Raw genomic sequence first — 22,412 nt, 5'->3', positions numbered from 1 at the left:
ACTTTATAAAAGTTCCGATATATAATTAAGTGGAATTAAAACTTCTGTTATGATTCTTATTATAGCATTTTCCAGAAGTTTGTCAACAAATAATCGGAAGTTACGAATAAATATTTTTTGAAAGGAAGGATACTACCATGACATTTGGAGAAAAAATTAAAGAAGCTCGTTTGGCTATGAACCTATCTCAAACGGAGCTTGCCCAGATGACCGGCATTTCCGAAAGATCCCTTTACACCTATGAGCAGCTCGGAACACTCCCCAGAAAAAGCAACATCAGAAAACTTGCTGAAGCACTGCATATCTCTGTGTCCTATCTTTTGGACGAATCTGAAACGGATAGCCAGAGCCATATAGATCAGGATATGTTTATTTTAGAGGCAAAGGAAAACTTCGGTTCAAAAGGAGCAAAAGAAGCTCAGGAAGTGTTGGGTCGTGTAAATTCTCTGTTTGCCGGTGGAGAATTGGACGAGGACGCAAAAGATGTATTCTTCCAGGCGATTATGTCAGTTTATATGGACTCTAAGAAAACAGCACGGGAAAAGTACACTCCGAAGAAATACAGAAAGCATAAAGATAAAGAGTAAAATCCTCAAGCACAGAATATGTTTTCTGTGTGCGATTCGGAGGTGAAGCAAATGAAAACGGCAGAGCATATCATTGAAACTGTCGATAAGCTTGTGCGAAAATATCACACCAGAGACCCTTACGAGCTATGTCAGCTGTTAGGTATCAAAATCCACTATTACGATTTACAGAAGAAATTGAAGGGCTTCTTCTATTACCAGTCCAGACAAAAGAATATCGTGATAGATCACAATGTGAACGGTATCCTGGAGCGTATATTAGTCGCACATGAATTAGGACACGCTGTCCTGCATACAAAAATCGCTATGATGCACGGCTTTCAAGAAATGGAAGTTTTTGATGATAGATCAATCGAAGAAAATGAAGCAAACTTCTTTGCGGCGGAGCTTCTGTTAGAAGATGGGAAAGTCCTGGAATGCCTTTCGGAACACACATTTTTTGAAACGGCTAAAATGCTCTATGTACCGGCAGCATTATTAGACTACAAATTCAGCCTGCTCCACGAAAAAGGAGAGCTGGTAAATTCGATGTATATTCGTAAAGCAGATTTCCTGAAAGAAGATCTTCATGCCTACGATAACGACATTGGTTATGGCGATATATGAATATCTATTTTTATATCTTTACAGAAAAAGTCCACCAGTACGATGCGTAGTGCATCATGACTGGTGGACTTTTTGCTTCTTAAAGAATCAGTATATTGTGCTGCAAAAAAGAACCCCATAGCAGTTCACTCTGTACCGTCAATGGGCTTCTTTTTCATTATATCAATCAAGCTCCGCTTTTTTTATCATCTCTTGCTGGTCAATCAAGACATCAATCAACTTTCCTACGGTTATCAATGTTGTTACATTACACTTTTTCAGTTTTGCAGCAATCTCATTATCAATGATGCTGTCGCATTTTGCATATGGGGTATCCAGTAAAAAATAGTCAAAGTTCTTTTCCAAGACGAATGCCAGTTTTAGAAGCATTGCCAAAGAAACTTTCGTCTGTCCAACTTCAACATGGCTCATATGATTGTTCGAGCAACCAACCAACGCACCCAAATCAGCCTGACTATAACCCTTTTCCAGTCGGGCAGCTCTAATGCGCTGACCAATCTTAACGTAATCAATTTCCGGTTGCGTTTCAATCACCTCCATGCTGTGTATGATTCTGCTATACATTATAAAATGTACCAAAAATCTCAACAACCAACATCGGGTGCAAGTTGCATTTATAAATGCAATATGATAAAATTTTATAGGCAGATTGCATTAAATGATAGAATGAAAAGAACCCCAAGACGACAATATGAGCTATCTTGAGGTTCTTTAAAATAAAAAATTCGTAGAGTACATTACTCCACGAATCGCATTCTTCTCTGTTTTTTTTAGTTTATATCTTTATTTTACAAATTGTCGCACTGTTTGTCAATGTGTTAGGGACATAAAACACGAGGTTTTGCACAAAAATCCATCTTAGAAAGTTCCAAAGTCACAATTTGCCGTCAGAATTATAGTCATATTGAAGGAGGTGTACCTTATGGCACGAAAAGGAGAAAATATTTACAAAAGGAAAGACGGCAGATGGGAAGGAAGATACATTAAGTCCCGATCTTCTACAGGCAAAGCCAATTACGGTTATGTTTATGCAAAGTCATATCGAGAAGTCAAGGCAAAACTTATCAGTCAAAGTTCGTGCACGAGTAATTCTGTCACTGTCGATCCAGAAATTAGCTCAGATCAATTTGAACAGGTTGCTATGGAATGGTTTCAAGCTATATGTCCTAAAGTGAAGGAATCTACAAGCAACAAATATAGGAATCTTCTCAGCTCGTATATACTTCCTGTGTTCGGAAGCAAACAATTGCGTGATATAACACACGAGTTTATTGAAACGCAGTGTAATTTTTTCCTTGTTTCTGGTGGATTAAAGGAGAATGGACTTTCCTCTAAAACTGTTTCAGATATTTTATCTCTAATTCGAAATGTCTTACAATTTGCCACCCGAAACGGGAAAGCCATTTCTTGTGACGCACGATCTATACAGATAAAACGTCAAACGAAGGAAATGAGAGTTTTGAGTCGTGCTGAACAGGAAAAATTATGCCAATACTTGTATTCTAATCTTGATTCCTGCAATATTGGTATATTAGTATGTTTATTCACTGGTCTCAGAGTAGGTGAAATTTGTGCGTTACGATGGGAAGATGTTTCATTCTCAGATTACACAATCCACGTGCATCAAACGCTCCAGAGAATCCAAGATAGAACCAACAGTGAATACAAGACAAGGATTGTTGTTACCACACCAAAAAGTGCTTGCTCCATCCGTACTATTCCAGTACCCCATGGCTTAATGACTATTCTTACAGCACACAAAGCTTCTTCTACTGGCTACATCCTAACCAATAGCGATCAGAATCCATTAGAACCAAGAACCATGCAAAATCATTTTAAGAAGGTATTGAAAAACAGCGGAATCACCTCCGCAAATTATCACTCGTTACGTCATACATTTGCTACAAGGTGCATAGAGCTTGGATTCGATGTAAAAAGTCTCAGCGAAATATTGGGTCATGCCAGCGTGAATATTACAATGAATCGCTATGTACACCCATCCATGGATTTAAAAAGAGAAAATATGCAACGGCTTTCTGATTTATTAGCCGTCAAATAAATTGTCAACACCGTCAAATAATGCTGAGTTTTCAGTGTTTGGCGGTGTTTTTTCGTGGAGTAATGTACTCTACGAAAGAGTATACCCAGGAGGAGATTTATTGATTCAATTTGTAGGGCGAGATGCTTATAAGCAGTTTTGGAATTTTAGTAAAGATGAGAAAGAGAACTTGGCCACTCAATTGGCGATTGAGTTACCCGCACTCAGAGGAAAAGTTGGTGCATCAGAAATTGCTTCGGCTGTTGGTATTTCACGACAAACTTATAGTGCCTACGAAAATCGGACACGCCCAATTCCATGGAGTTTATATCTAGCACTATTGTTTTATTTTGATTACATTCCAAGTACACATTATATGATTCGCCAGCTTGAATTATTCCCAAATGAATTAGACGAATGTTGGTTAGCTGGTAGAGTTTTTATTGAGGAAGAAAAATGAGCGAATATTCACAGCAAATAAAAAGGGATATTACATGAACAAAAATATAAAATATTCTCAAAACTTTTTAACGAGTGAAAAAGTACTCAACCAAATAATAAAACAATTGAATTTAAAAGAAACCGATACCGTTTACGAAATTGGAACAGGTAAAGGGCATTTAACGACGAAACTGGCTAAAATAAGTAAACAGGTAACGTCTATTGAATTAGACAGTCATCTATTCAACTTATCGTCAGAAAAATTAAAACTGAATACTCGTGTCACTTTAATTCACCAAGATATTCTACAGTTTCAATTCCCTAACAAACAGAGGTATAAAATTGTTGGGAGTATTCCTTACCATTTAAGCACACAAATTATTAAAAAAGTGGTTTTTGAAAGCCATGCGTCTGACATCTATCTGATTGTTGAAGAAGGATTCTACAAGCGTACCTTGGATATTCACCGAACACTAGGGTTGCTCTTGCACACTCAAGTCTCGATTCAGCAATTGCTTAAGCTGCCAGCGGAATGCTTTCATCCTAAACCAAAAGTAAACAGTGTCTTAATAAAACTTACCCGCCATACCACAGATGTTCCAGATAAATATTGGAAGCTATATACGTACTTTGTTTCAAAATGGGTCAATCGAGAATATCGTCAACTGTTTACTAAAAATCAGTTTCATCAAGCAATGAAACACGCCAAAGTAAACAATTTAAGTACCGTTACTTATGAGCAAGTATTGTCTATTTTTAATAGTTATCTATTATTTAACGGGAGGAAATAATTAAACTATGTTTTGAACCATGAATTAAATAAAAATGACTCTCAATTATTGGAAGTCAATTTATTAAACCAATTAAAGCTTGCAAAACGTGTAAATCTTTTTGATTATTCTTTAGAAGAATTACAAGCCGTTCATGAGTATTGGCGGTCAATGAATCGTTACTCAAAACAAGTTTTGAATAAAGAGAAAGTGGCTTAATATGGCAAATATAGTCAATTTTACTGACAAACAGTTTGAGAATCGCTTAAATGATAATTTAGAAGAATTGGTTCAAGTAAAAAAGCGGTTGAATCGCCAACCGCTTTTTTACTTGGTGGGCAATCAGGGTCAGGGAAAACCAGTTTGCGAAGAAGATGATTGAGCAGGCAGGAACAAAGTGATAAATTCAAATTGTGAGGGAAAATACAGATGAATCAAGGAAGAATTATTGTGATTACAGGCTCACCGGGGACAGGAAAAACAACAACTGCGTCAATTGTCGCAAAGGAATCAGATATGGATAAATCAGTGCATATGCACACCGATGACTTTTTTCATTACTTAAGCAAAGGCGCAATACCACCACATTTGCCAGAATCCAACAAGCAAAATCTGGTTGTCATTGAAGCCTTTTTAGAAGCTGCAAAGCGATATGCTCGTGGCGGATATGATGTAATTGTAGATGGGATTGTCGGGCCATGGTTTTTGGAGCCATGGAAAGCTCTTGCCCAAGAAGATTACGAGGTACACTATATTGTATTAAGAGCGAGTAAAAAAAAAACTATGAAGCGAGCTGTGGAACGCTCAAAATTAGATAGAAAAACAAATATTGAATTAGTGGAAACAATGTGGGAGCAATTTTCCGGTTTGGGGATATATGAATCAAATGTCATAGACACAACTACATTCACAATTAAAGATACGGTTTCCGCAATAAAAGAAAGAGTTGCATGTGGGACGTCTTTACTATCTTAGACATTCCCATTTGTCAGGAAGATAGCAAAGCCAGCCGAGCCAGTCAACGGTCAAGATGAACGGCGCATTTCATGCGCCGCCGTTGACAGTCACGCCCGTCTTTGCTAAAAAGTAATCAAGGCGGGAAAGCCCTAAAATGGCTTCCCGCCCATTTCAATTTTTAGAAAAGAAACGCTCCAAAATCAGAAAGAGAGCGTCCAAGCACTTTGAGGGATTGGCCGCCTTGTCCACCCATTCAGCGGGACAGCGGGCGGAGGTCAAGGCCGGGTGTAAACCCGTTCATTTCAGCTTAGAAACCCTTCATAAAACGGGCTTATTTAGCGATATAAGGCTTTATAATAGAGAAGGAGTGAAACTTCTATTCAAGTTTAGAAACGCCTTCCATTAGTCCGAAAGAGACCTTAGAAAGAGAATTAAATCGTAAAGTATCAGGGAAAGAAATTCAACCGACTTTGGAGAGAATAGAGCAAAAAATGGTTCAAAATCAACACCAAGAAACCCCTGAATTTAAAGCAATTCAACAAAAATTGGAAAGCTTGCAGCTACCTACACCACCAATACCCAAAACACCTAAACTTCCAGGACTTTAAACCTTAAAAAAGGAAAAGAGTAGTTACCAAAAAACGGTAACTACTCTTTTTTTATAAAAACCTTTCCTCATGTTTGAAAAGCTGATCGAGAAATAAAGCACACAACGGTATTCTTTCTTTTTTCAGTTGGTACATTTTGCAGTCTGTAACGTGTCATTTACTGTTTGTTACCTTAACATATCCAGTCGAAAACACAAGGGTATATAAACGAGCAAGCTCGCCCTTGTGTTTTCTTTGTGTCTATGTTGCGTTCTCGTCACAGCAAACGACACGAACACACTGGCGAAAATGAACCAACAAAACGAAAAAAGAAAGGAGCGTATACTTCACAGACGGTGTTAAGGATACTTACCAGATGAAACCGTACATTGCACCGACCGCTGCTGAGTTGGAACAATTTCTTTCCTCTCTAAATTAAATCTTGCCGAAGCAGTGATGTGTCAGACTTTCCTGACACATCGCCGCTTTGCACTTCACAAAATCCGCTGCCAGGAGGTGATGAAATGAGTATGGTAAATGCTGACTCCGTTCAGCTATTCGCAATGCTGAAAAAAATGCAGGATTCCATTTCCTCCATCGAAACTACCAAAAAATCTGTAAAGATGAAATATGAACAGTTAGGTGCTGGATGGCAAGATAAAAAATACAACGAGTTGGGCGTGGTTGTAAGAGACTGCAACAAGGCTCTCAATGACATATTGGTAATTATGCTTCAAGCAGAAAAATATGTGGCTTTACTCGCCAAGAGCCTTAGTGAATACGAAAGTGTTCAACTAGGATCTACAAATGGAATATCTGCAAGCACACCTCAGACCAGTAGTTTTGCTGTTACACCATCAAGTGCAGATACAACCACCTTTGAGTCAAATACCTTTGGTTCTAATCTTGCATTTGTTCAAGACAGACTATCAGCTGAACGATATTTTTCCCGTGGAAATCACTATGAAGAATATCGAGATTATTGGGAGAACGGGAACTATACCTTTTCTCGAAATGAAAATCCAGAACTCGTATACGTTAGAGCAAGGGATATTGAAGGAGTTTATCTCAGTGACCGAGAACTTGGGAACCCGGAAGGATTTTGGACACGGAATGGTCGAGAGGGATGGTCGAGAGAAAACATTCTAAGGCGAGCTTCGCACATCCAAGATGTTCGTCAAAATACTGAGTCAGGAATGTCTTTGGATGAGCTTTCACAAAACCCAGTGTTAGATGATACCATTCGTAGCTATTACAATAATCCTGTCCAGGTTGCGCAGGTAGGTTCTTATTATGTATTTCAGAGTGATGGGCGACATCGAACACTTGCAGCTCAATCGCTTGATACATATATCCCGGTTTTAGTAACAGGTAGCTACACTCGAAATGATTAACAAATGAGGAGGTGAGTGTTTGAGCAACGTAAATGCTGATGCAACTCAATTACTGACAATACTGAAAAATATGCGGACCTCCATTTCTTCTATCGAAACTACAAGAAGTTCTGTGAAGATGAAATATCAGCAATTGGGAATTGGATGGAATGACAAGAAGTACGATGAGCTGGGAACTATCGTAAAAGATTGCAACAAAGCCCTGAATGATATTTTACAGATTATGCTTCAGGCCGAAAAATACGTTGCTTCACTTGCCAAAAGTGTACAAGAATATGATAATGTTAATTTGGACACTCCTTCTGCACGAAATTCTTTCCTCCAGGGTCTGCAAACACCTAATGTTGGTAATTCGTCTTATCAGTATTGCCTTGGCGTGCTAACCCAAGGTAGCACACCAGACGGATATATCGCTGTTATATCACAACGCCATGAAAATGCAGAGCAGAATGTCAGAGAAGTGTTTGACCATTTCGCTGGTAAACTGATGATACAAGATTCTGAATATCCACCGGATCAGACAGCACATTACTCACCGGGAAATTATATAGGGCATTCACGAGGAGTCTACTACAATGCAGCTTCTGATATGACAAATCCAAGAGGTGCAGGAACAACTTATTTCCACGAGCTTGCTCACATGATCGACCATGCTTCGTGCAACTATCGGAGCAATCTATCCAATACTCCAGAATTTGCTGAGGCACTGGTTGAGGACGGACAAAGAATCCTGAGCTTATATAACAATCTTCCAGTGGAAAAGCAAACTGCTTTTCTGACCCGTATTAGGCAGGATTCAGCTCACTCCTTCTCGGACTTAATTGATGCGACAACAAATGGTCAATTGCACGGAAATTATGGTCACTCAAGGAACTATTGGACGAGACCGGGCAATCTACAAGCAGAAGCCTTTGCCCACTTTTTTGAAGCGTCTATGGGAGACCAAGGCAAATTAGAGCTATTAGCAAATTTCTTTCCTACAGCGTTTGGTATTTTTTCTTCAATGATTGATTCTATTAGACCAGATAATCATGTTAGGGTCTTGAGCAGAGAAAGGTAGGTGCATACAATGGACAAAAACAAGAGCGTTGCAGATTTTATGAATAGCTTCCTTAATACACCTGAACCGAAAATTGATAATGAGTATTATGAAATCGAAGAACAGTATTTTCGGCAATTCGGTCATGGTGTCCCAAGGGAAATGTTGCCTGATAGCATTTCAACGGAACAAATTAAACAAGCCATGAAAAAATGCATTCTTTCCAAAAAGGATAATCTCTTTGAACTATTAGGCATCATTATCAACGATAATTATTTATATTAAGAAAAGGAACGACGACATGGATGAAGACAACATTATAACTTTGAATGATGAGAATGGGAACGAAGTTGAATTTGAATTTCTTGACTTAATACCGTATCGCCAGAACGAATATGTTGTCCTGCTTCCTATTGGAGATTCGGATGGGCAAGTTGTTATTTTGCAGCTGAAAGAAATTGACGATGAAACAGAAGAATATGTTGGTGTTGAAAACGAATTTGTGTTAGAGACTGTCTTTGCTCTGTTCAAAGAGCGAAACAAAGATTTCTTTACATTTGAGTAATTAAACAATGCAAGCTCAAACCAACAACACGATAAAAGGGGGGTGCATTATGGATATTTGGCATCGTGTAGGCAGAATTGTTCGCTTCTCAAACTTAGGAACTCTTCTGTTCTTTACTCTTAATATTCTGCTGATTGTTGCTGTGTTCGGTTCGTCAGGAAGCATTGTTGAACTGATTTGTATTTACTTTTTCACAGTAGCTATCAGCTTATCCCCATTAGGCGAAATGTGCCTGGCTGCCTTCGCAGGAGCAAGCGATATAAAAAGAGTAGATATAAAACTTCGAGTTGTCCCGCTGGTTCAATATGTTTTAGATAAAGCAAAAGAGAACACATCATACTGTCCTAAAAAAGTGAAAGTGAAGATTATCCATGATCCTGCTCCAAATGCATTTGCTCTAGGTAGGCAAACACTATGCATAACTGACGGATTGCTTTTACTCTCCGATGATATGATACTTGGAATTCTCGCCCATGAGATCGGACATCTCTCATACGGACATACTGTTATCCAATTATTGATTGGCGGGGGCAATATATTTATATCCGGGTGTCTCCTGTTAATCAAAATATCCTACTGGATTTTTTCTGCAATCATGGGGCTGTTCGCAATATGCTCTCGTAGTGGTGTAATGGGTATAATTACCGCAGTTTTCGCAGGAATATCAACAGCACTTTCTTGGTTATGGGTAAAGTTCTGTATGCTTTTTCTGATGTGGTCTATGAGACAAAATGAGTATCTGGCTGATGAATTTGCTTATAAAATTGGTTTTGGTCTTGAATTAGCGACGGTATTAGACCAACATATCTCAGATGTTCCGCATGATGGTTTTCTCAGTGCAATATACTCAACTCATCCATGCAACGATGATAGGGTTGCAGCATTGCAAAATTTAGGTGTACCCTATTCTCGATACTAAATTCATAATCTCACAAATTGGCAAGCAGTGTAAACCTGTACAGGTTCACTCATTTTCTCGATTTTCCCTTCGGTGCAATCTTCGCAAATTTGCTTGTTGGGGAAGCATCCCCAATCCCCTTTGAACATCATCTGCCGATGATGGCTACACGATTTTCAATCGTTTCTCAAAGAACAGTAGAATAAAAATTTGCCCATGGTTGAAAGCACCGAAATCGAAAAGCAAAAAAGCAGCCACGATCCGCACCCTTTGGGGAGTGCAGACCGTGGCTTTTTGCTTTAACGGAAGTTCTTCTTTTCCTCTTTCTCTTTCTCTTTTTCCTGCTCTTTCTGCCTGTCGATATTCAAAATCGTTTCAACCGTCCGTTTGGCAATCAGCAGTTCTTCTTTCTCTTTTCTGATCTGACGGTACTCAGCGTAGTCCTGCTTTTTCTGGACTGCCAGCTGATGAAACTCCTCATACAATGATTGCATGGACGGGAGCTTTGTAATCTGCAATTCATCAAAGGCTTGCTTCGCCGCTTTATGAATTGTGATTTCCTGACGGTGTTCTTCAAAGAATTTTTTGCTATATCCAGACTTGCGGTACTCGATATAAATTTGCCTTGTGTTGCGATAATTTTTGATGTGCTGCTGCAACGCCTGAACCTCAACCATACGTTTCTCTGCGACCTTGATAGAATCAGAAAGCGCATCGAACCGGGCAGACAGATTTTCAATATGAGCAGTCAGATCGTCGTAGTTGCCCAAGCCTTTTTCTTTCAGTAGGATTACCGTTCGGGCAGCTTCTTTTCGGTTGAACTTCTTCGCCCACTTTTCATAACCGACCGTCTTGCCCTCGGCCATCTTTGCCTGAATATCAATCAGCATCTGGAACTGCTTCGGGGCAGGAGCCTTGGCAGAGCCGCCTTTTGATTTGTGCAGGTTCTTGCCGGAGATAACCGCTTGAATTTCCTCTTTGCTATATCCTTCGCCCAGGGAACGCAGCCGAATGAAACGCTTCTGATTCTCGCCCTTGAACGCAGGCTGCTTTCCATCCTTGAACTCAAATCCCATGTCAGCCAGAGCCTGAACAAAGCCATCAAAGCTCTTTGGTTTCTGCTTCAGCACCGCATCAATCGCATCACATAATTCGTCACGCTGGGTACGCTTCTTGGGATAAACAGTTCTTTTCTGGCGCTCCCGATACGGCTTCGGTGTAATAATGGACAGCCCGTGTTCCAGGCAAACCATATCACTGAGTCTTTGCACCGCCAGACCGGAAAGAAAGAAGTTTTTGAATTTCCGTGTGGCATCCAGCGAGGTCGAATTATAAATGATATGATTGTGAATGTGGGATTTGTCGATGTGGGTCGCAACGATGAAAGCGTGTTTTCCCTTTGTCCATCGCATCGCTGTTTCATAGCCGACTTGGTTCGCTTCTTCCGGGGTGATTTCTCCCGGCTTAAAGGACTGGCGTATCTGGTATGCGATGATATTGTTCTTCTGCTGTCTGCCGGTAATATGCTGATACTGCCGTTTGGAAAGCAGAAATTCCTCATCTGCTGTCTTTGGATCACACTCATAGGAACTGATAAATTCGCCATCATTGGTTTTTGCGGCATTTTGTGAGTAGTCGGTTCTGTCTGCCAAACATTGAGCGACCGTCTTTCCCTTATTCACATGGAGTGCAATCAATCTTGTCGCTGCCATTCCCATCACTTCCTTCCCAAAAAGAAAAAGCCACCGGTCGGTGACTTTTCTCTGATATTATCTTATGACCTGATAAATGCTCCCAGACTTTCTCCAATATTCTCGACTTTCATAACAGCCCAGACGAGCAAGAACACCGCTGCTATTGTCGCAATTCCAAGAACCACAAGAATAAGCAGGGACTGCCACAAAGCCTTTACAATGCAGTAAATCGCAGATCCGCCAATGACCAAGAGCAATAAACCAATTACATAGGACACAACATTTGTAAGCAGATTTCCAAGAATGCAAATCACTTTTACAACGAACAGCACCGGCAGTGCCAATATCTTCAATACCAGCTTCATAGGCTCAACCCCTTTCTTTTAATTATATTGTACAAGGGTATCTGCCATAACGCAATGATGTCAACCCTTATGTAAAAGCCGCAGCCGAAACTGCGACTTCCCAACAAGTTGTCGGATTACTGGATTGAGGACAGGCGAACAAGAACTTCTCTCATGTCCGTCCAGATCTCCTCCAGCCGTTTTTGCAAATCCTCAATGTCAGCACGATAGATGCTGCCTGTTTCGTTCGCTCGCTTTGCGTACTGGTTCAGGTTGTTGGAGCAGATTCGCAGGAGCGAAACCAGGGCTTTCACATCCTGCAAATCCAGTCTGATACAGTAACCATCCAGAGCCATTTTCCGCAGATAGGCTCCCATGCTGCGGATGCCAAGCTCGTCCATCTTCTCATGGATTCGCTCGACCTCCTCCTTGGATGCAAGGAAATGAACATCCTGATCTCGCTTTGCCATTACAACACCTCCTCACGGGTTTCAGAGTATTTTGCAGGCGGGATATGCTCCGCTTTGGATTTCAGATCAGCCAACACAGAAGGACGCTCTGACTCGCTTCTTTCGTCACGATTTTCCACAGAGTCCTCCATATTCAGGGCTGCATCCAGTTCTGCCAGTCGCTGACTTTTGGCTGTCAGCTCTGCTTCCTGCGGGAACGGTTTTCCAACCTCCGCCTTGGCTGCTTCCTGCTGATTGTAGAGATTATTCAACTGCTCATTGGCTCGTTCTAAGCGCTCAAGGATGCCTGCAAGGGCATTGTCCAGTCGGGTGATATTTCCTCGTGCGTCCGTTCCAAGGGCTACTCTGTGGCTCACAGCGCCCTTCAGGGTCACATCGAACTCGTTCCGGAAACTGTCAAACGAAAGCTCCATCTGAAAGCCACGGTAACTGCCAAGAGGAACCGGATCGGCACTTTTCGTGTCCTTACAAGCCGCAAGGAGGATTTCACCGGCATCTGCCTTTTCGGTGTAGGCTTTGCCCATGATTTCCATGCCGCAAAAGCCATCGGCAATCTGCGGGTGTGCTTCCACGGTTTTAATATCAGCTTCAAAGCCATGAATATAGCCTGTCTGCTTTTCAATCTCAGCCGGGAAGTATTTCAGAAGCTTATCTTCCATACGGTACTGCTGGCTCTGGTGGTCAGCTTTCAGCACCTTCAGCCTTGCCACATCAATGTCCAAGTCCATCTTTTCCTTGATAAGCGGATTGCCGGCACACAGCGCCTTGATCTCCGCATAGGACAGCGCCTGCTCATCCACATCGTCACAGGAGCGAACCGGTGATTTGGAGGTCATAATCTGAGAAATAAACTTCTGCTTGTTTTCCAAGGTCTGATACAGGTAGGCATCGAAGGTTCCCTCGGTCACATACTGATACACCTGAACCTCTTTGTTCCGGTTGCCCTGACGGATGATACGACCGTTTCTCTGGGTCATATCAGACGGACGCCAACCCACATCCAAGTGGTGAACTGCCACCAATTTGTCCTGGACGTTGGTTCCTGCACCCATCTTTTGCGTACTGCCAAGAAGCACTCGCACCTGCCCGGTACGAACCTTGGCAAAGAGGTCTTTTTTCTTTGCCTCGGTATCTGCATCATGGATAAAGGCAACTTCTTCCGCAGGCACACCGTTTGCAATCAGCTTGGTTTTGACATCATCATAGACATTGAAGGTTCCATCATTTTTCGGTGTGCTAAGGTCGCAGAACACCAACTGGGTCAATTTGTCAGCCTGACCGTCCTGCCAGATACGCAGGATATTTCCCACGCAGGCATTGAGCTTGCTGTCAGGGTCATCGGGTAACAGGGTGTTCATTAGCCGCTGATCCAGTCCCAATTTTCGTCCGTCGCTGGTAATCTTGAGCATATTATCGACGGACGGGTCTACAATACCGGCATGAACATCTGCTGCTCTCTCTGAAAGGGAAGCCACCATATCCTTCTGGTACTCAGAGGGCTGAACCACAACCGTTTCAAACTTTGCTTCGGGAACAGGGAGATGCAACTGGTCAGAGGTCTTGATGTCGGCAACCTCCTTGAACATATTCATCAGTTCAGGCAGGTTGAAGAACTTCGCAAATCGGGTTCTGGCACGATAGCCGGTTCCCTCCGGTGCAAGCTCAATCGCAGTTGTTGTTTCTCCGAAGGTCGATGCCCAGGAATCAAAATGGGTCAGGTTCTTTTGCTGGAGCGTACTGTACTGGAGATAGCGCATGACCGTATAAAGCTCGGTCATCGAGTTACTTACTGGAGTACCGGTTGCAAAGATCACACCACGCCCGCCGGTCAGCTCATCCATATAGCGGCACTTCATAAACATATCCGAAGATTTCTGGGCTTCGGAGGTGGACAGACCTGCCACATTTCGCATTTTTGTGTAGAGGAACAATGACGATAGGTAATCCTTTGAACGTGATGTGCGGCGAAGCCGCACATTCGTTTCCTCCGGATTTTCCCCCGTCTCACGCCGGGCGTGCACCTTTCAGCGCACCCGGCCTACCATCAGATTGACTTACTTTCTACTGATTTCATTGCATCTGTACCCTCACGAATACAGCGCACTTGTAAATTTCACTTTTTGAGTTTTTCACGATATTTCTTGATTTTGCGTACCGCCTTGGCATCCAACTCTGGCGGTATAGGACTGTTGTGTACCATGCGGTGACACGGTATACATAGCCATGCTAAATTTGGAACTTTGTTGATTCTTTCAATCGGAAGTCGTGGATTTACATGATGACAATGTTTCGGAATCAGTTCAGAGAAATATCTACCACAGCATTTGCATTTTCCCTTATCTCGGTTGTAGGCATATTCCCGATTCATAAAATACTCGAAATTGGCTTTCCATCCCTTGCCGCTAGCGTAGATGGATAAGGCTATATCTTCGGGTGTATTGATGGAGGGGCGGTCACAGGGCAACGGTTTATGCTTGGTACGATAATTTACATACCGCCTGCGTCCATCCTCCGTATAAGGGGTCATTTTCTGGTCAAATGGTTTGCTTTCATAACGACTGTGTGTAATAAACGCATAGGTTATTCCGAACCATTTCCCATCAATTTGAATTGCGAAGGTTTTACTGTCATAACCTTCGTGCCGATGTGGCAGATTACTTAATTCCTTTAACGGCACCTGCATTTGGTTGTACTGCTTGGGAAACAGGTTTTTCCATACTGCCAACGCCGTATTATTCACTCTACGGTCAATGGCATGGTAGGCATGAGAACAGATAGAGGATTGCAAATACTGTGCCAGTCCCATAATCACGGAGTTCACATACTGGATTTGAGCCGCCTGCGTGTTGGATTGCGTGTATAATCCAATTTTCCTAACTTCTTTTTGCAAGGTATGGATTTTCTTCGTCAATCGTTCCATATCAGGGAATGGCTTTCCTACCAGATTATCTGACCATGTGGCTGGGTCTGGTGTTTTCCTCTTTCGTTCTGCCTTGACTATGTAACCGAGGAAATGAATACCATTCTTTCTCAAATCGGTTACATAGGTCTTTTCCTGTGACAGTTCCAACTTCATGCGATGCTTAAAATACTTTGTCAGTTCATGCTTCATACGGAACGCTTCCTGTTCCGTAGAGGTCAGGATCACCCAATCATCCGCATAGCGAAAATTGTATTTCGGGGTGATTCCAGACCATTTCAGCCTTCGGGTATCGTTGCATTTGTGCTTGCATTGACGGTGCGGCTCCATATAGCAGCGCCCCACATACCAGTCAAAGTCATTGAGATACACATTGGACAGCAACGGAGATAATATACCGCCCTGTGGTGTTCCCATTTCTGTTGCATGGTATAAGTCCTGATCGATATATCCGGCTTTTAGCATTTGGCTGATGATTTTCAGAACCCTCTTATCGTGGATTCCGATTCGCCATAGCTTTTTCAGCAACAATCTATGATTGATGTTGTCAAAACAGCCCTTTATATCTCCCTCGACTGCCCATACCGGCTGGTCTTTGGATTTCACACTTGCATTGATGACATTGACAATATCCCGGATAGCGTGCTTCTGCGCCCGGTAAGGACGGAAACCATAGCTGTGCGGATAGAATCTCGCTTCGCATATCGGTTCCAGAATCAGTCGCATACATTCCTGTATAATCCTATCCAATACAGTGGGAATACCCAGAGGTCGCTTTTTGCCGTTTGCCTTTTCGATATACTTCCGTTTGGCTGGCTTCGGCTTGTAATTGGAGATATTTGATTGAATCAACTGAAATAGTTCTTCTTTTGGCATTTGCAGATACTTGTCCATTTTCATCCTGTCCACACCGGCAGTTTTGCTGCCCTTGTTGGACTTGATGTTATGAACAGCGGTTACAATAGTCACTTCGCTGACCATTGCTTCCAACAGTCCCGTGAATGAAACGCCTTGCCCCGATTTTTCATAGAGCAGGTCTTGAAACTGTTTCAATTCTTTTTCTGTTGAAAATCTGACGCTTAAATGCACAAGGTTTTCACCTCGCAGTTCGCCACCCGTCTTTCAGGGAGTTATTGGATTTTCTTTCGTGAAATTTACAAATCAATCTGACTCGTGCCCTTCGCCGTGGGGCATTTCAGCCCCGTGTAATTGGCATTACCCAATTGCAGACTACTATGGCACGGCTGACTTCCTGTATTCTTCATTGTGCTGTAACACTCCAAATACAGGCTCTCAAACGTTCCCAAATCTCTATCCTTGTGGTCAATAGACCGTTGAAACCCTTAGGCCGCTACCTTACACCGGGAGAACCTAACCACACTTTGAATCACAGTTGTTGTGTGGTTCCGCATGAATATTTCATTTCATGGGGCATATACGGAAAAACCAGCCGTATCTGCTTTCTCCAATCTTCATCCTTTCGGATGCCAAGCACTCTTACGATGCTGCATAGCTTTCACTACTGGATAGCCATAGGTTTCGGAAGCCCGCACCATTATTATCCATGCCTTTCGGTTTAGGTTTTCAGGTTACGACTTCACCACGCTTTGTACCCTGTCTATTTACAGATAGACAACGCACAGTGGAGTATTAGCTCTCGTACTGCCTGCGGTTTGACAGACCGCTGAGGGATTTCTCCTTTCCGGCATTGATTCTGTACGGCAGAGGAATTTCGCCTCTGAATTTGAGATTTGAGTTCTCTACGATATTTTCTTGATATATCAAGTGCTATCGCATGGTGCTTTTCGTCATAGCTGTCTGCTACGACTTATGCACAACGTTTCGCACAATTCTTGAACGCATGGCTTTCGTCCACAAACAGCCGGTCTACACCCAACTGCTCAAAGGTAATGACATCATCTTTCTTGTCAGCGGCAAGGAGCTTGTCCAGTCTGGCTTCCAATGATTTTCGTGTTTTCTCCATCTGCTTGATCGTGAAGTTTTCGCCACGCTGCCATTTCAGCTCCGCAATCGCACCCTCGATCTCATCAATCTGCTCCCGCAGCTGCCGTTCCTGTCGTTCGGCAGAAAGCGGGATTTTTTCAAACTGGCTGTGACCGATGATGACTGCATCATAGTCACCCGTTGCGATACGAGCGCAGAACTTCTTACGGTTTGCTGTTTCAAAATCCTTCTTGGTGGCAACAAGGAGCTTGGCACTCGGATAGAGGTGCAGGAACTCGTTTGCCCACTGTAAGGTCAAGTGATTCGGCACAACGAACAGGGATTTCTGGCTCAATCCAAGCCGTTTACTCTCCATAGCCGATGCAGCCATCTCGAAGGTCTTGCCCGCACCAACTTCGTGTGCAAGCAGCGTATTTCCACCATATAGCACATGAGCGATAGCATTTCTCTGGTGTTCACGGAGGGTAATATCCGGGTTCATGCCGCCGAAACGGATATGAGAGCCATCATACTCACGAGGTCTGGTGGAGTTAAAAAGTTCGTTGTACTTGGTGGAAAGGGTTTCTCGTCTGTGCGGATCTCTCCAAATCCAATCTCGGAACGCATCCTTGATTGCCTGCTGTTTCTGCTGTGCCAGGGTAGTTTCTTTTTTATTGAGGACACGCTTCTGCTTACCATCTGCATCTTCAATCGTATCATAGATACGAATATCCTTCAGATTCAGCGTTTCCTCCAGAATCCGATATGCGTTGGCTCGCTCTGTACCGTAGGTGACATACGCCGCCACATCGTTGTAGTTGGGAGAACTCTTACCGTTGATGCGCCACTCTGCGGTCAGCTCGGAGAACTTGACCTCAATGGAACGGCGCAAGTAATACGGCGTTTCAAAGGTTTCCTCCATGAACTGCTGAATATAATCGGCATCAATCCATGTTGCACCCAAACGCACATCAATCTCGGACGCATCCAAGTCCTTCGGCTGTGCTTTCTGCAAGGCTTCCACATTGATGTGGAAGGAAGAATCCCTGTCTGCCGCCATCTGTGCGACACGCAGCTTGCTTCTTACATCACCGGAAAGGTAATCATCGGCAGTCTGCCATCCAACTTCCACAGCATCGGGAGCCATCGGGTCTTTGAAGATCACCCCTCGAAGCTCTGCCTGAATCGCATCGTATTCTCCAGGTGTTCCAAGCAGCTGTGCCATAAACGGCAAATCCACCTTGCCACGCTCACCGATAGAGATTGCCAGAGCTTCGGACGGCGTATCCACGCTCGTCACTCTGCGTTCCGGCTTGATGGTTCGCTTGGTGAACATATCCGCCTTGCTTTTCAGATTGCCGTCCTCATCCACATTTTCCAGAGAACACAGGAGATAGTAGGAGGAATCGTCAGCAAATGCCTGACCATTGGCTCGATTATTGATAAGCCCGTTCTTTGCGGCAAACGCATCGTAGGCATCATTCAGTTCTGCCTGTTTCTGAGTAATCATTTCATCCGGGTAATCCTCAAGCTGATATTCGATCAGCTCGTTGACGATACCACGAAGTTCCACCATGCCCATCACACGGTCTTTTGCTTTCTCATTCAGGTCTACACGGCGCATCAGGGAGTTTTCACGGAAGTACACATTGCCATCCACCACGGTATAAGAGAAATTCTTTACATCCGGGGTTGCAGGAATGGTTTCGATTTCCTTACCCTTGTCAGCTTCGGGAAGCTCCACAGCCTGATAGGTTCCTTGGATGTGGGAAACTGCTTCTTTCAGAAGTTCGGACAGTTCCATGCCCTCAATGGGACGCACTGTAATGTCCATGCCGTAGGCGGTACTTTCTTCCACCGTATCGCCCAGAACCATTTCAGGATGAGCGACAAAGTAGCTGTTCATGGTGTGTCCTTCTTCGGTGCGGTCAAGGTTTACCCATTCCGGTACAATGTCAATCGGATGGTCACGCTTTTGCAGGAACAGGATGTCGGACACGACTTCCGTGCCTGCGTTTTTCTTAAAGGCATCGTTTGGCAGACGGATTGCACCAAGCAGTTCCGCCCTCTGCGCCATATATCGCCTTGCGTCAGAGTTCTTGGAATCCATGGTGTAACGGCTTGTCACAAAAGCGACCACACCACCGGGACGAACCTGATCCAAAGCCTTGGCAAAGAAATAGTTGTGAATGGAGAATCCCAGCTTGTCATACGGCTTGTCGGACACTTTGTAGTTGCCGAAAGGGACATTACCCACAGCCAGATCGTAAAAGTCTCGGCGGTCTGTCGTTTCAAAACCGGCTACTTTGATTTCTGCGTTGGGATAGAGCTTCTGAGCAATTCTGCCGGTGATGGAATCCAGTTCCACACCATACAAACGGCTGCTCTGCATTTCAGGAGGGAGCATACCAAAGAAGTTGCCGATACCCATAGCAGGCTCCAGAATATTTCCTGTTTCAAAGCCCATCTGTCCGACCGCATCGTAGATGGAGCGAATGACCGTAGGGCTGGTGTAATGTGCGTTCAGGGTGGAAGCTCTTGCCGCAGCATATTCATCTTCGGAAAGCAGGTTTTTCAGTGTCTGATACTCCTTCGCCCAATTTCCCTTGTCCGGGTCAAAGGCATCTGCCAGACCGCCCCAACCGACATAATTCGACAAAATCTCCTGTTCTTCGGTAGTGGCGTTCCTGTTCTCGCTTTCCAGTTTGAACAGAGTTTCAATGGCTGCGATGTTTCTTGCGAATTTCTGCTTCGGTCCACCTTCACCGATGTTGTCATCCGTGATGTGGAAGTTCACCGCAGGAACAGGTGGGATTTCTCTGGTGGTGATGGACTGCTCAAGCTGAGCGATAATGTCCATGACTTCGGCATTCTGCCATCCGTCCACCTGGGCATAATCCTGAATGATGGTGTCCTTTCCATCTACGCACTGTACGAAGTCCAGACTACCCGGCAGATCTCTGGTATTCATTGCACCCAGGGCTTTTCTCTGCGTGTCAGGAAGTGCATAGTAGGCTCGCAGGGCATCATCAAAGGAACTGTATTCCTTGATGTCCAGCGCACCCCGCTTCTGAATGTCCTCGGCAACATAAAAATGATCGATGAAGTGTTCCGGTTCCTGCTGTTCGGGTTCCGCACTGGCTCTGACCTGTGCGTGTGCCTTTTCGTCAGGGTAGTCCCCATAGATACGGATGCACTTATGCTCCTGCTGATCGTAAACGGCAGCACCATCGTACTTGAATCCGTCATCCTCCATGGTTCCGTCCACATAGCCCTGGGCAGCTTTTTCCGCTTCTTCCAGAGTGTAGTAGTCCAGTTTATCATCGAAGCCGTTTTCAAAGTGATGGTAGGCGGCAACCAGATAGCGGGGAGCCATGCGCTCCTCGTAGCTGTTAATCATCTCAGGTGTCAGCCATTCTGGTTTGTCGGGAATCATTTCATACAGCTCACGCATCTTGGCAATCTGTGCATGGCGGTTGCCTGCCCACAGATGCTTTTCGCTGTGCTGTCCTGCACCAAGGAAGTATTCGCAGTCCATACGCAGACGGTCTAACAGCTGATACTCAGGGGTGTAGTCCCTCGGTTCGGTTTTGCCCAGAAAATCCTCTGTAACGGGCTTTTCTTCGGTTTGGGCATCAACCCTTACCGCATGGTTTCTTTCGTCCTGAGAGAGCATACGCTCGAAATTCTCACGATTCTCGGCACGGAAGATGGGATAAGCAAGCGTAGGGTCACGCAGCTGAACTTCTCTGTCCGTGATCTGCTCCACACGGAAAGCTGTATCGTCCAGATATACCGTGTCACCGACCTGATAATTCCATTTCGGTTCCTCGGAAGCAGATGCTTCCACAACTTCGGCAGGCTCTGCCACAGGCGCTTCTGGCTGAACCGACTCCATCGCAGCTACGGACTGACGAACTTCCTCCAAATAGTCATTGGCAAGCCATTCGTCCGTGAAGTATTCCGTAACGCCTTCCGGGTCTACATAGTAGTCATCGGTCTGATTATCCCAGATCGCATACTCGCCATCCTCGGTATCAATCACTGCGAAACGGTCATAAACATCTTCCAACGGATCAGTTTTAGCTTCTTCGATAGCCTGTCGTTCCGCTTCTTCCTCCGGGCTGAGGTAGCGTCCCTTTCGTATCAGACCGTCGATTCTCTGCACCACCTGCGCCCAGGACATCTGCAATTTATCGCAACCGCTCTTGGTGTAAGCAACACCCTTGGCATCGTGATCCTGACCGCTGTGCGTTGCACCAGAGCAGGCATGGGAATGACCACCGGTTCCGTATTCATGCTTCAGGAAGTCCATCTTTTCCTTGGCAGAATGATTCTCCTGCCAGTAGTTATAAATACGGGCTTTACCACCGGAAAAGCCGCTTCCACGGGTCAAGTCTGCATTGACTTCATCATCCGTAATGAACTGGCGGACAAGGGGCATCTGCATCATATCGGTCTGATACTCACGCAAAGGCATATTCAACTCATACAGCTGTTTCTGAATGAGATTCAGCTTGTGATAGTGAAAACGAAGCAGATCGGGATTTTCCGCAAGGGTTTTTCTAAATTCCGAATACTGCTGTACCAAGGTTGCGTGGAAACGAGGGTCATCCAACTTTTCAGCCAAGTCTGCGGTTTCGTCAGGGAAACCACGAAACGGTTCCTGATGAAGAATTGCCAGATAGTTGCTGGAACGGGCTTCTTCACTCAAATCGTGATAAAGATGCCACAGGGATTCTGCCAACTTCTGACGCTCATATCCGGATGCTTCTACCAGTTCCACATTAGTTGCGAACCGACCATTTTCAAGCAGTTCTCCAATGCGCTCGGCAACCGTTTCCCAAGAAACGATCTGCGCTCTGGGGCTGTCAATGGCAGAGGAACCTTTGGCAAGGTGGATACCGTCCTCGGCATACCACGCACAGATATTCCCGCTATCTTCTTTCAGACCATAGCCGCCGTGATAGACCTGCTTTAAGGTCTGAACGATTTCTTCCAACGGCTTCTGCTTCATATATTCCAGCGCTACGACTTTTCGGGCTTCATCGGTATTGCTACCAAGCAGAAGGAAGTGGTCGATTTCTTCCTGGGCAAAAGAAAAAGCAGAGGGCGTAAAGCTCTCTGCTCGGTCGATAAAACTGATTTGTTCATTTTC

At 44.1% G+C, this 22,412-nt stretch carries 18 protein-coding genes and 2 pseudogenes; 13 read left to right on the top strand and 7 right to left on the bottom strand.

From position 1 onward, the window contains the following. Nucleotides 1-137: 137 nt before the first annotated feature. On the top strand, nt 138-587 hold the full coding sequence (locus GPK81_RS06725; protein ID WP_002304411.1) for a helix-turn-helix domain-containing protein: 450 nt from the start codon (nt 138-140) through the stop codon (nt 585-587). Nucleotides 588-638: 51 nt separating this feature from the next. Then, a complete protein-coding gene (locus GPK81_RS06720) occupies nt 639-1,193 on the top strand; it encodes an ImmA/IrrE family metallo-endopeptidase (protein WP_002304410.1) in 555 nt (184 codons plus the stop codon). Between the two features lie 162 nt (nt 1,194-1,355). Here the strand turns inward: GPK81_RS06720 and GPK81_RS06715 are convergent, their stop codons facing one another. Continuing rightward, the gene (locus GPK81_RS06715) at nt 1,356-1,733 is read right to left on the bottom strand and encodes a helix-turn-helix domain-containing protein (RefSeq protein ID WP_002578940.1); all 378 of its coding nucleotides are present in this window, start codon (nt 1,731-1,733) and stop codon (nt 1,356-1,358) included. A gap of 382 nt (nt 1,734-2,115) precedes the next feature. Here GPK81_RS06715 and GPK81_RS06710 point away from each other — a divergent pair, with 382 nt between their 5' ends. From GPK81_RS06710 to GPK81_RS06660, 11 genes are all read left to right on the top strand, one after another. Then, nucleotides 2,116-3,252 (top strand): tyrosine-type recombinase/integrase, encoded by a 1,137-nt coding sequence (locus GPK81_RS06710; protein WP_002304408.1) that lies wholly within the window; start codon nt 2,116-2,118, stop codon nt 3,250-3,252. 100 nt (nt 3,253-3,352) lie between these two features. Further along, a complete protein-coding gene (locus GPK81_RS06705) occupies nt 3,353-3,691 on the top strand; it encodes a helix-turn-helix domain-containing protein (RefSeq protein WP_252196618.1) in 339 nt (112 codons plus the stop codon). 4 nt (nt 3,692-3,695) lie between these two features. Next, nucleotides 3,696-4,463: a 23S rRNA (adenine(2058)-N(6))-methyltransferase Erm(B) gene (erm(B), locus tag GPK81_RS06700; protein WP_255420040.1), complete on the top strand. Its 768-nt coding sequence runs from the start codon at nt 3,696-3,698 to the stop codon at nt 4,461-4,463. A gap of 12 nt (nt 4,464-4,475) precedes the next feature. Continuing rightward, entirely contained in the window at nt 4,476-4,661 is a 186-nt protein-coding gene (locus GPK81_RS06695) for an epsilon antitoxin (protein WP_002293774.1), read from the top strand. Between the two features lies 1 nt (nt 4,662). Beyond that, nucleotides 4,663-4,824, top strand: a complete 162-nt coding sequence (locus GPK81_RS18670) for a hypothetical protein (RefSeq protein WP_002304403.1) — start codon at nt 4,663-4,665, stop codon at nt 4,822-4,824. Between the two features lie 47 nt (nt 4,825-4,871). Continuing rightward, the gene (locus GPK81_RS06685) at nt 4,872-5,417 is read left to right on the top strand and encodes an AAA family ATPase (protein ID WP_215706741.1); all 546 of its coding nucleotides are present in this window, start codon (nt 4,872-4,874) and stop codon (nt 5,415-5,417) included. A 1,093-nt stretch (nt 5,418-6,510) separates the two neighbouring features. Then, complete coding sequence (locus GPK81_RS06680; protein ID WP_002578944.1) at nt 6,511-7,380, top strand: hypothetical protein; 870 nt, start codon at nt 6,511-6,513, stop codon at nt 7,378-7,380. A gap of 19 nt (nt 7,381-7,399) precedes the next feature. Beyond that, the gene (locus GPK81_RS06675) at nt 7,400-8,440 is read left to right on the top strand and encodes a hypothetical protein (RefSeq protein ID WP_002304399.1); all 1,041 of its coding nucleotides are present in this window, start codon (nt 7,400-7,402) and stop codon (nt 8,438-8,440) included. 9 nt (nt 8,441-8,449) lie between these two features. After that, on the top strand, nt 8,450-8,704 hold the full coding sequence (locus GPK81_RS06670) for a hypothetical protein (protein WP_002588965.1): 255 nt from the start codon (nt 8,450-8,452) through the stop codon (nt 8,702-8,704). 16 nt (nt 8,705-8,720) lie between these two features. Further along, nucleotides 8,721-8,984 carry a DUF1292 domain-containing protein gene (locus GPK81_RS06665; protein WP_002304397.1) on the top strand — a complete coding sequence of 88 codons (264 nt, stop codon included), beginning with the start codon at nt 8,721-8,723 and terminating at the stop codon, nt 8,982-8,984. Nucleotides 8,985-9,033: 49 nt separating this feature from the next. Further along, the gene (locus GPK81_RS06660) at nt 9,034-9,903 is read left to right on the top strand and encodes a zinc metalloprotease HtpX (protein ID WP_002588966.1); all 870 of its coding nucleotides are present in this window, start codon (nt 9,034-9,036) and stop codon (nt 9,901-9,903) included. 278 nt (nt 9,904-10,181) lie between these two features. On the opposite strand, the gene GPK81_RS06655 is transcribed toward GPK81_RS06660, so the two are convergent. From GPK81_RS06655 to GPK81_RS17975, 6 genes and pseudogenes are all read right to left on the bottom strand, one after another. Further along, nucleotides 10,182-11,594 carry a relaxase/mobilization nuclease domain-containing protein gene (locus GPK81_RS06655; protein ID WP_002578945.1) on the bottom strand — a complete coding sequence of 471 codons (1,413 nt, stop codon included), beginning with the start codon at nt 11,592-11,594 and terminating at the stop codon, nt 10,182-10,184. Between the two features lie 62 nt (nt 11,595-11,656). After that, nucleotides 11,657-11,941 (bottom strand): hypothetical protein, encoded by a 285-nt coding sequence (locus GPK81_RS06650; protein ID WP_002578946.1) that lies wholly within the window; start codon nt 11,939-11,941, stop codon nt 11,657-11,659. A gap of 116 nt (nt 11,942-12,057) precedes the next feature. Then, on the bottom strand, nt 12,058-12,390 hold the full coding sequence (locus tag GPK81_RS06645; RefSeq protein WP_002578947.1) for a plasmid mobilization protein: 333 nt from the start codon (nt 12,388-12,390) through the stop codon (nt 12,058-12,060). After that, nucleotides 12,390-14,324 (bottom strand): annotated as a pseudogene (locus GPK81_RS06640) (helicase-related protein); the annotation flags it as partial. The gene GPK81_RS06645 and the pseudogene GPK81_RS06640, both read right to left, overlap by 1 nt. 179 nt (nt 14,325-14,503) lie before the next feature. Continuing rightward, nucleotides 14,504-16,399, bottom strand: coding sequence for a group II intron reverse transcriptase/maturase (gene ltrA, locus GPK81_RS06635; RefSeq protein WP_215706740.1), 1,896 nt, complete (start codon nt 16,397-16,399; stop codon nt 14,504-14,506). 760 nt (nt 16,400-17,159) lie between these two features. Continuing rightward, a pseudogene (locus GPK81_RS17975) lies at nt 17,160-21,119 on the bottom strand (LPD11 domain-containing protein); the annotation flags it as partial. Nucleotides 21,120-22,412: the final 1,293 nt, after the last annotated feature.

Source organism: Blautia sp. MCC283 (genome assembly GCF_018785565.1).
GTDB lineage: Bacteria > Bacillota > Clostridia > Lachnospirales > Lachnospiraceae > Blautia_A.
Note: the sequence above shows the minus strand (reverse complement) of the source record. Positions and strands in the feature narration are given on the sequence as shown.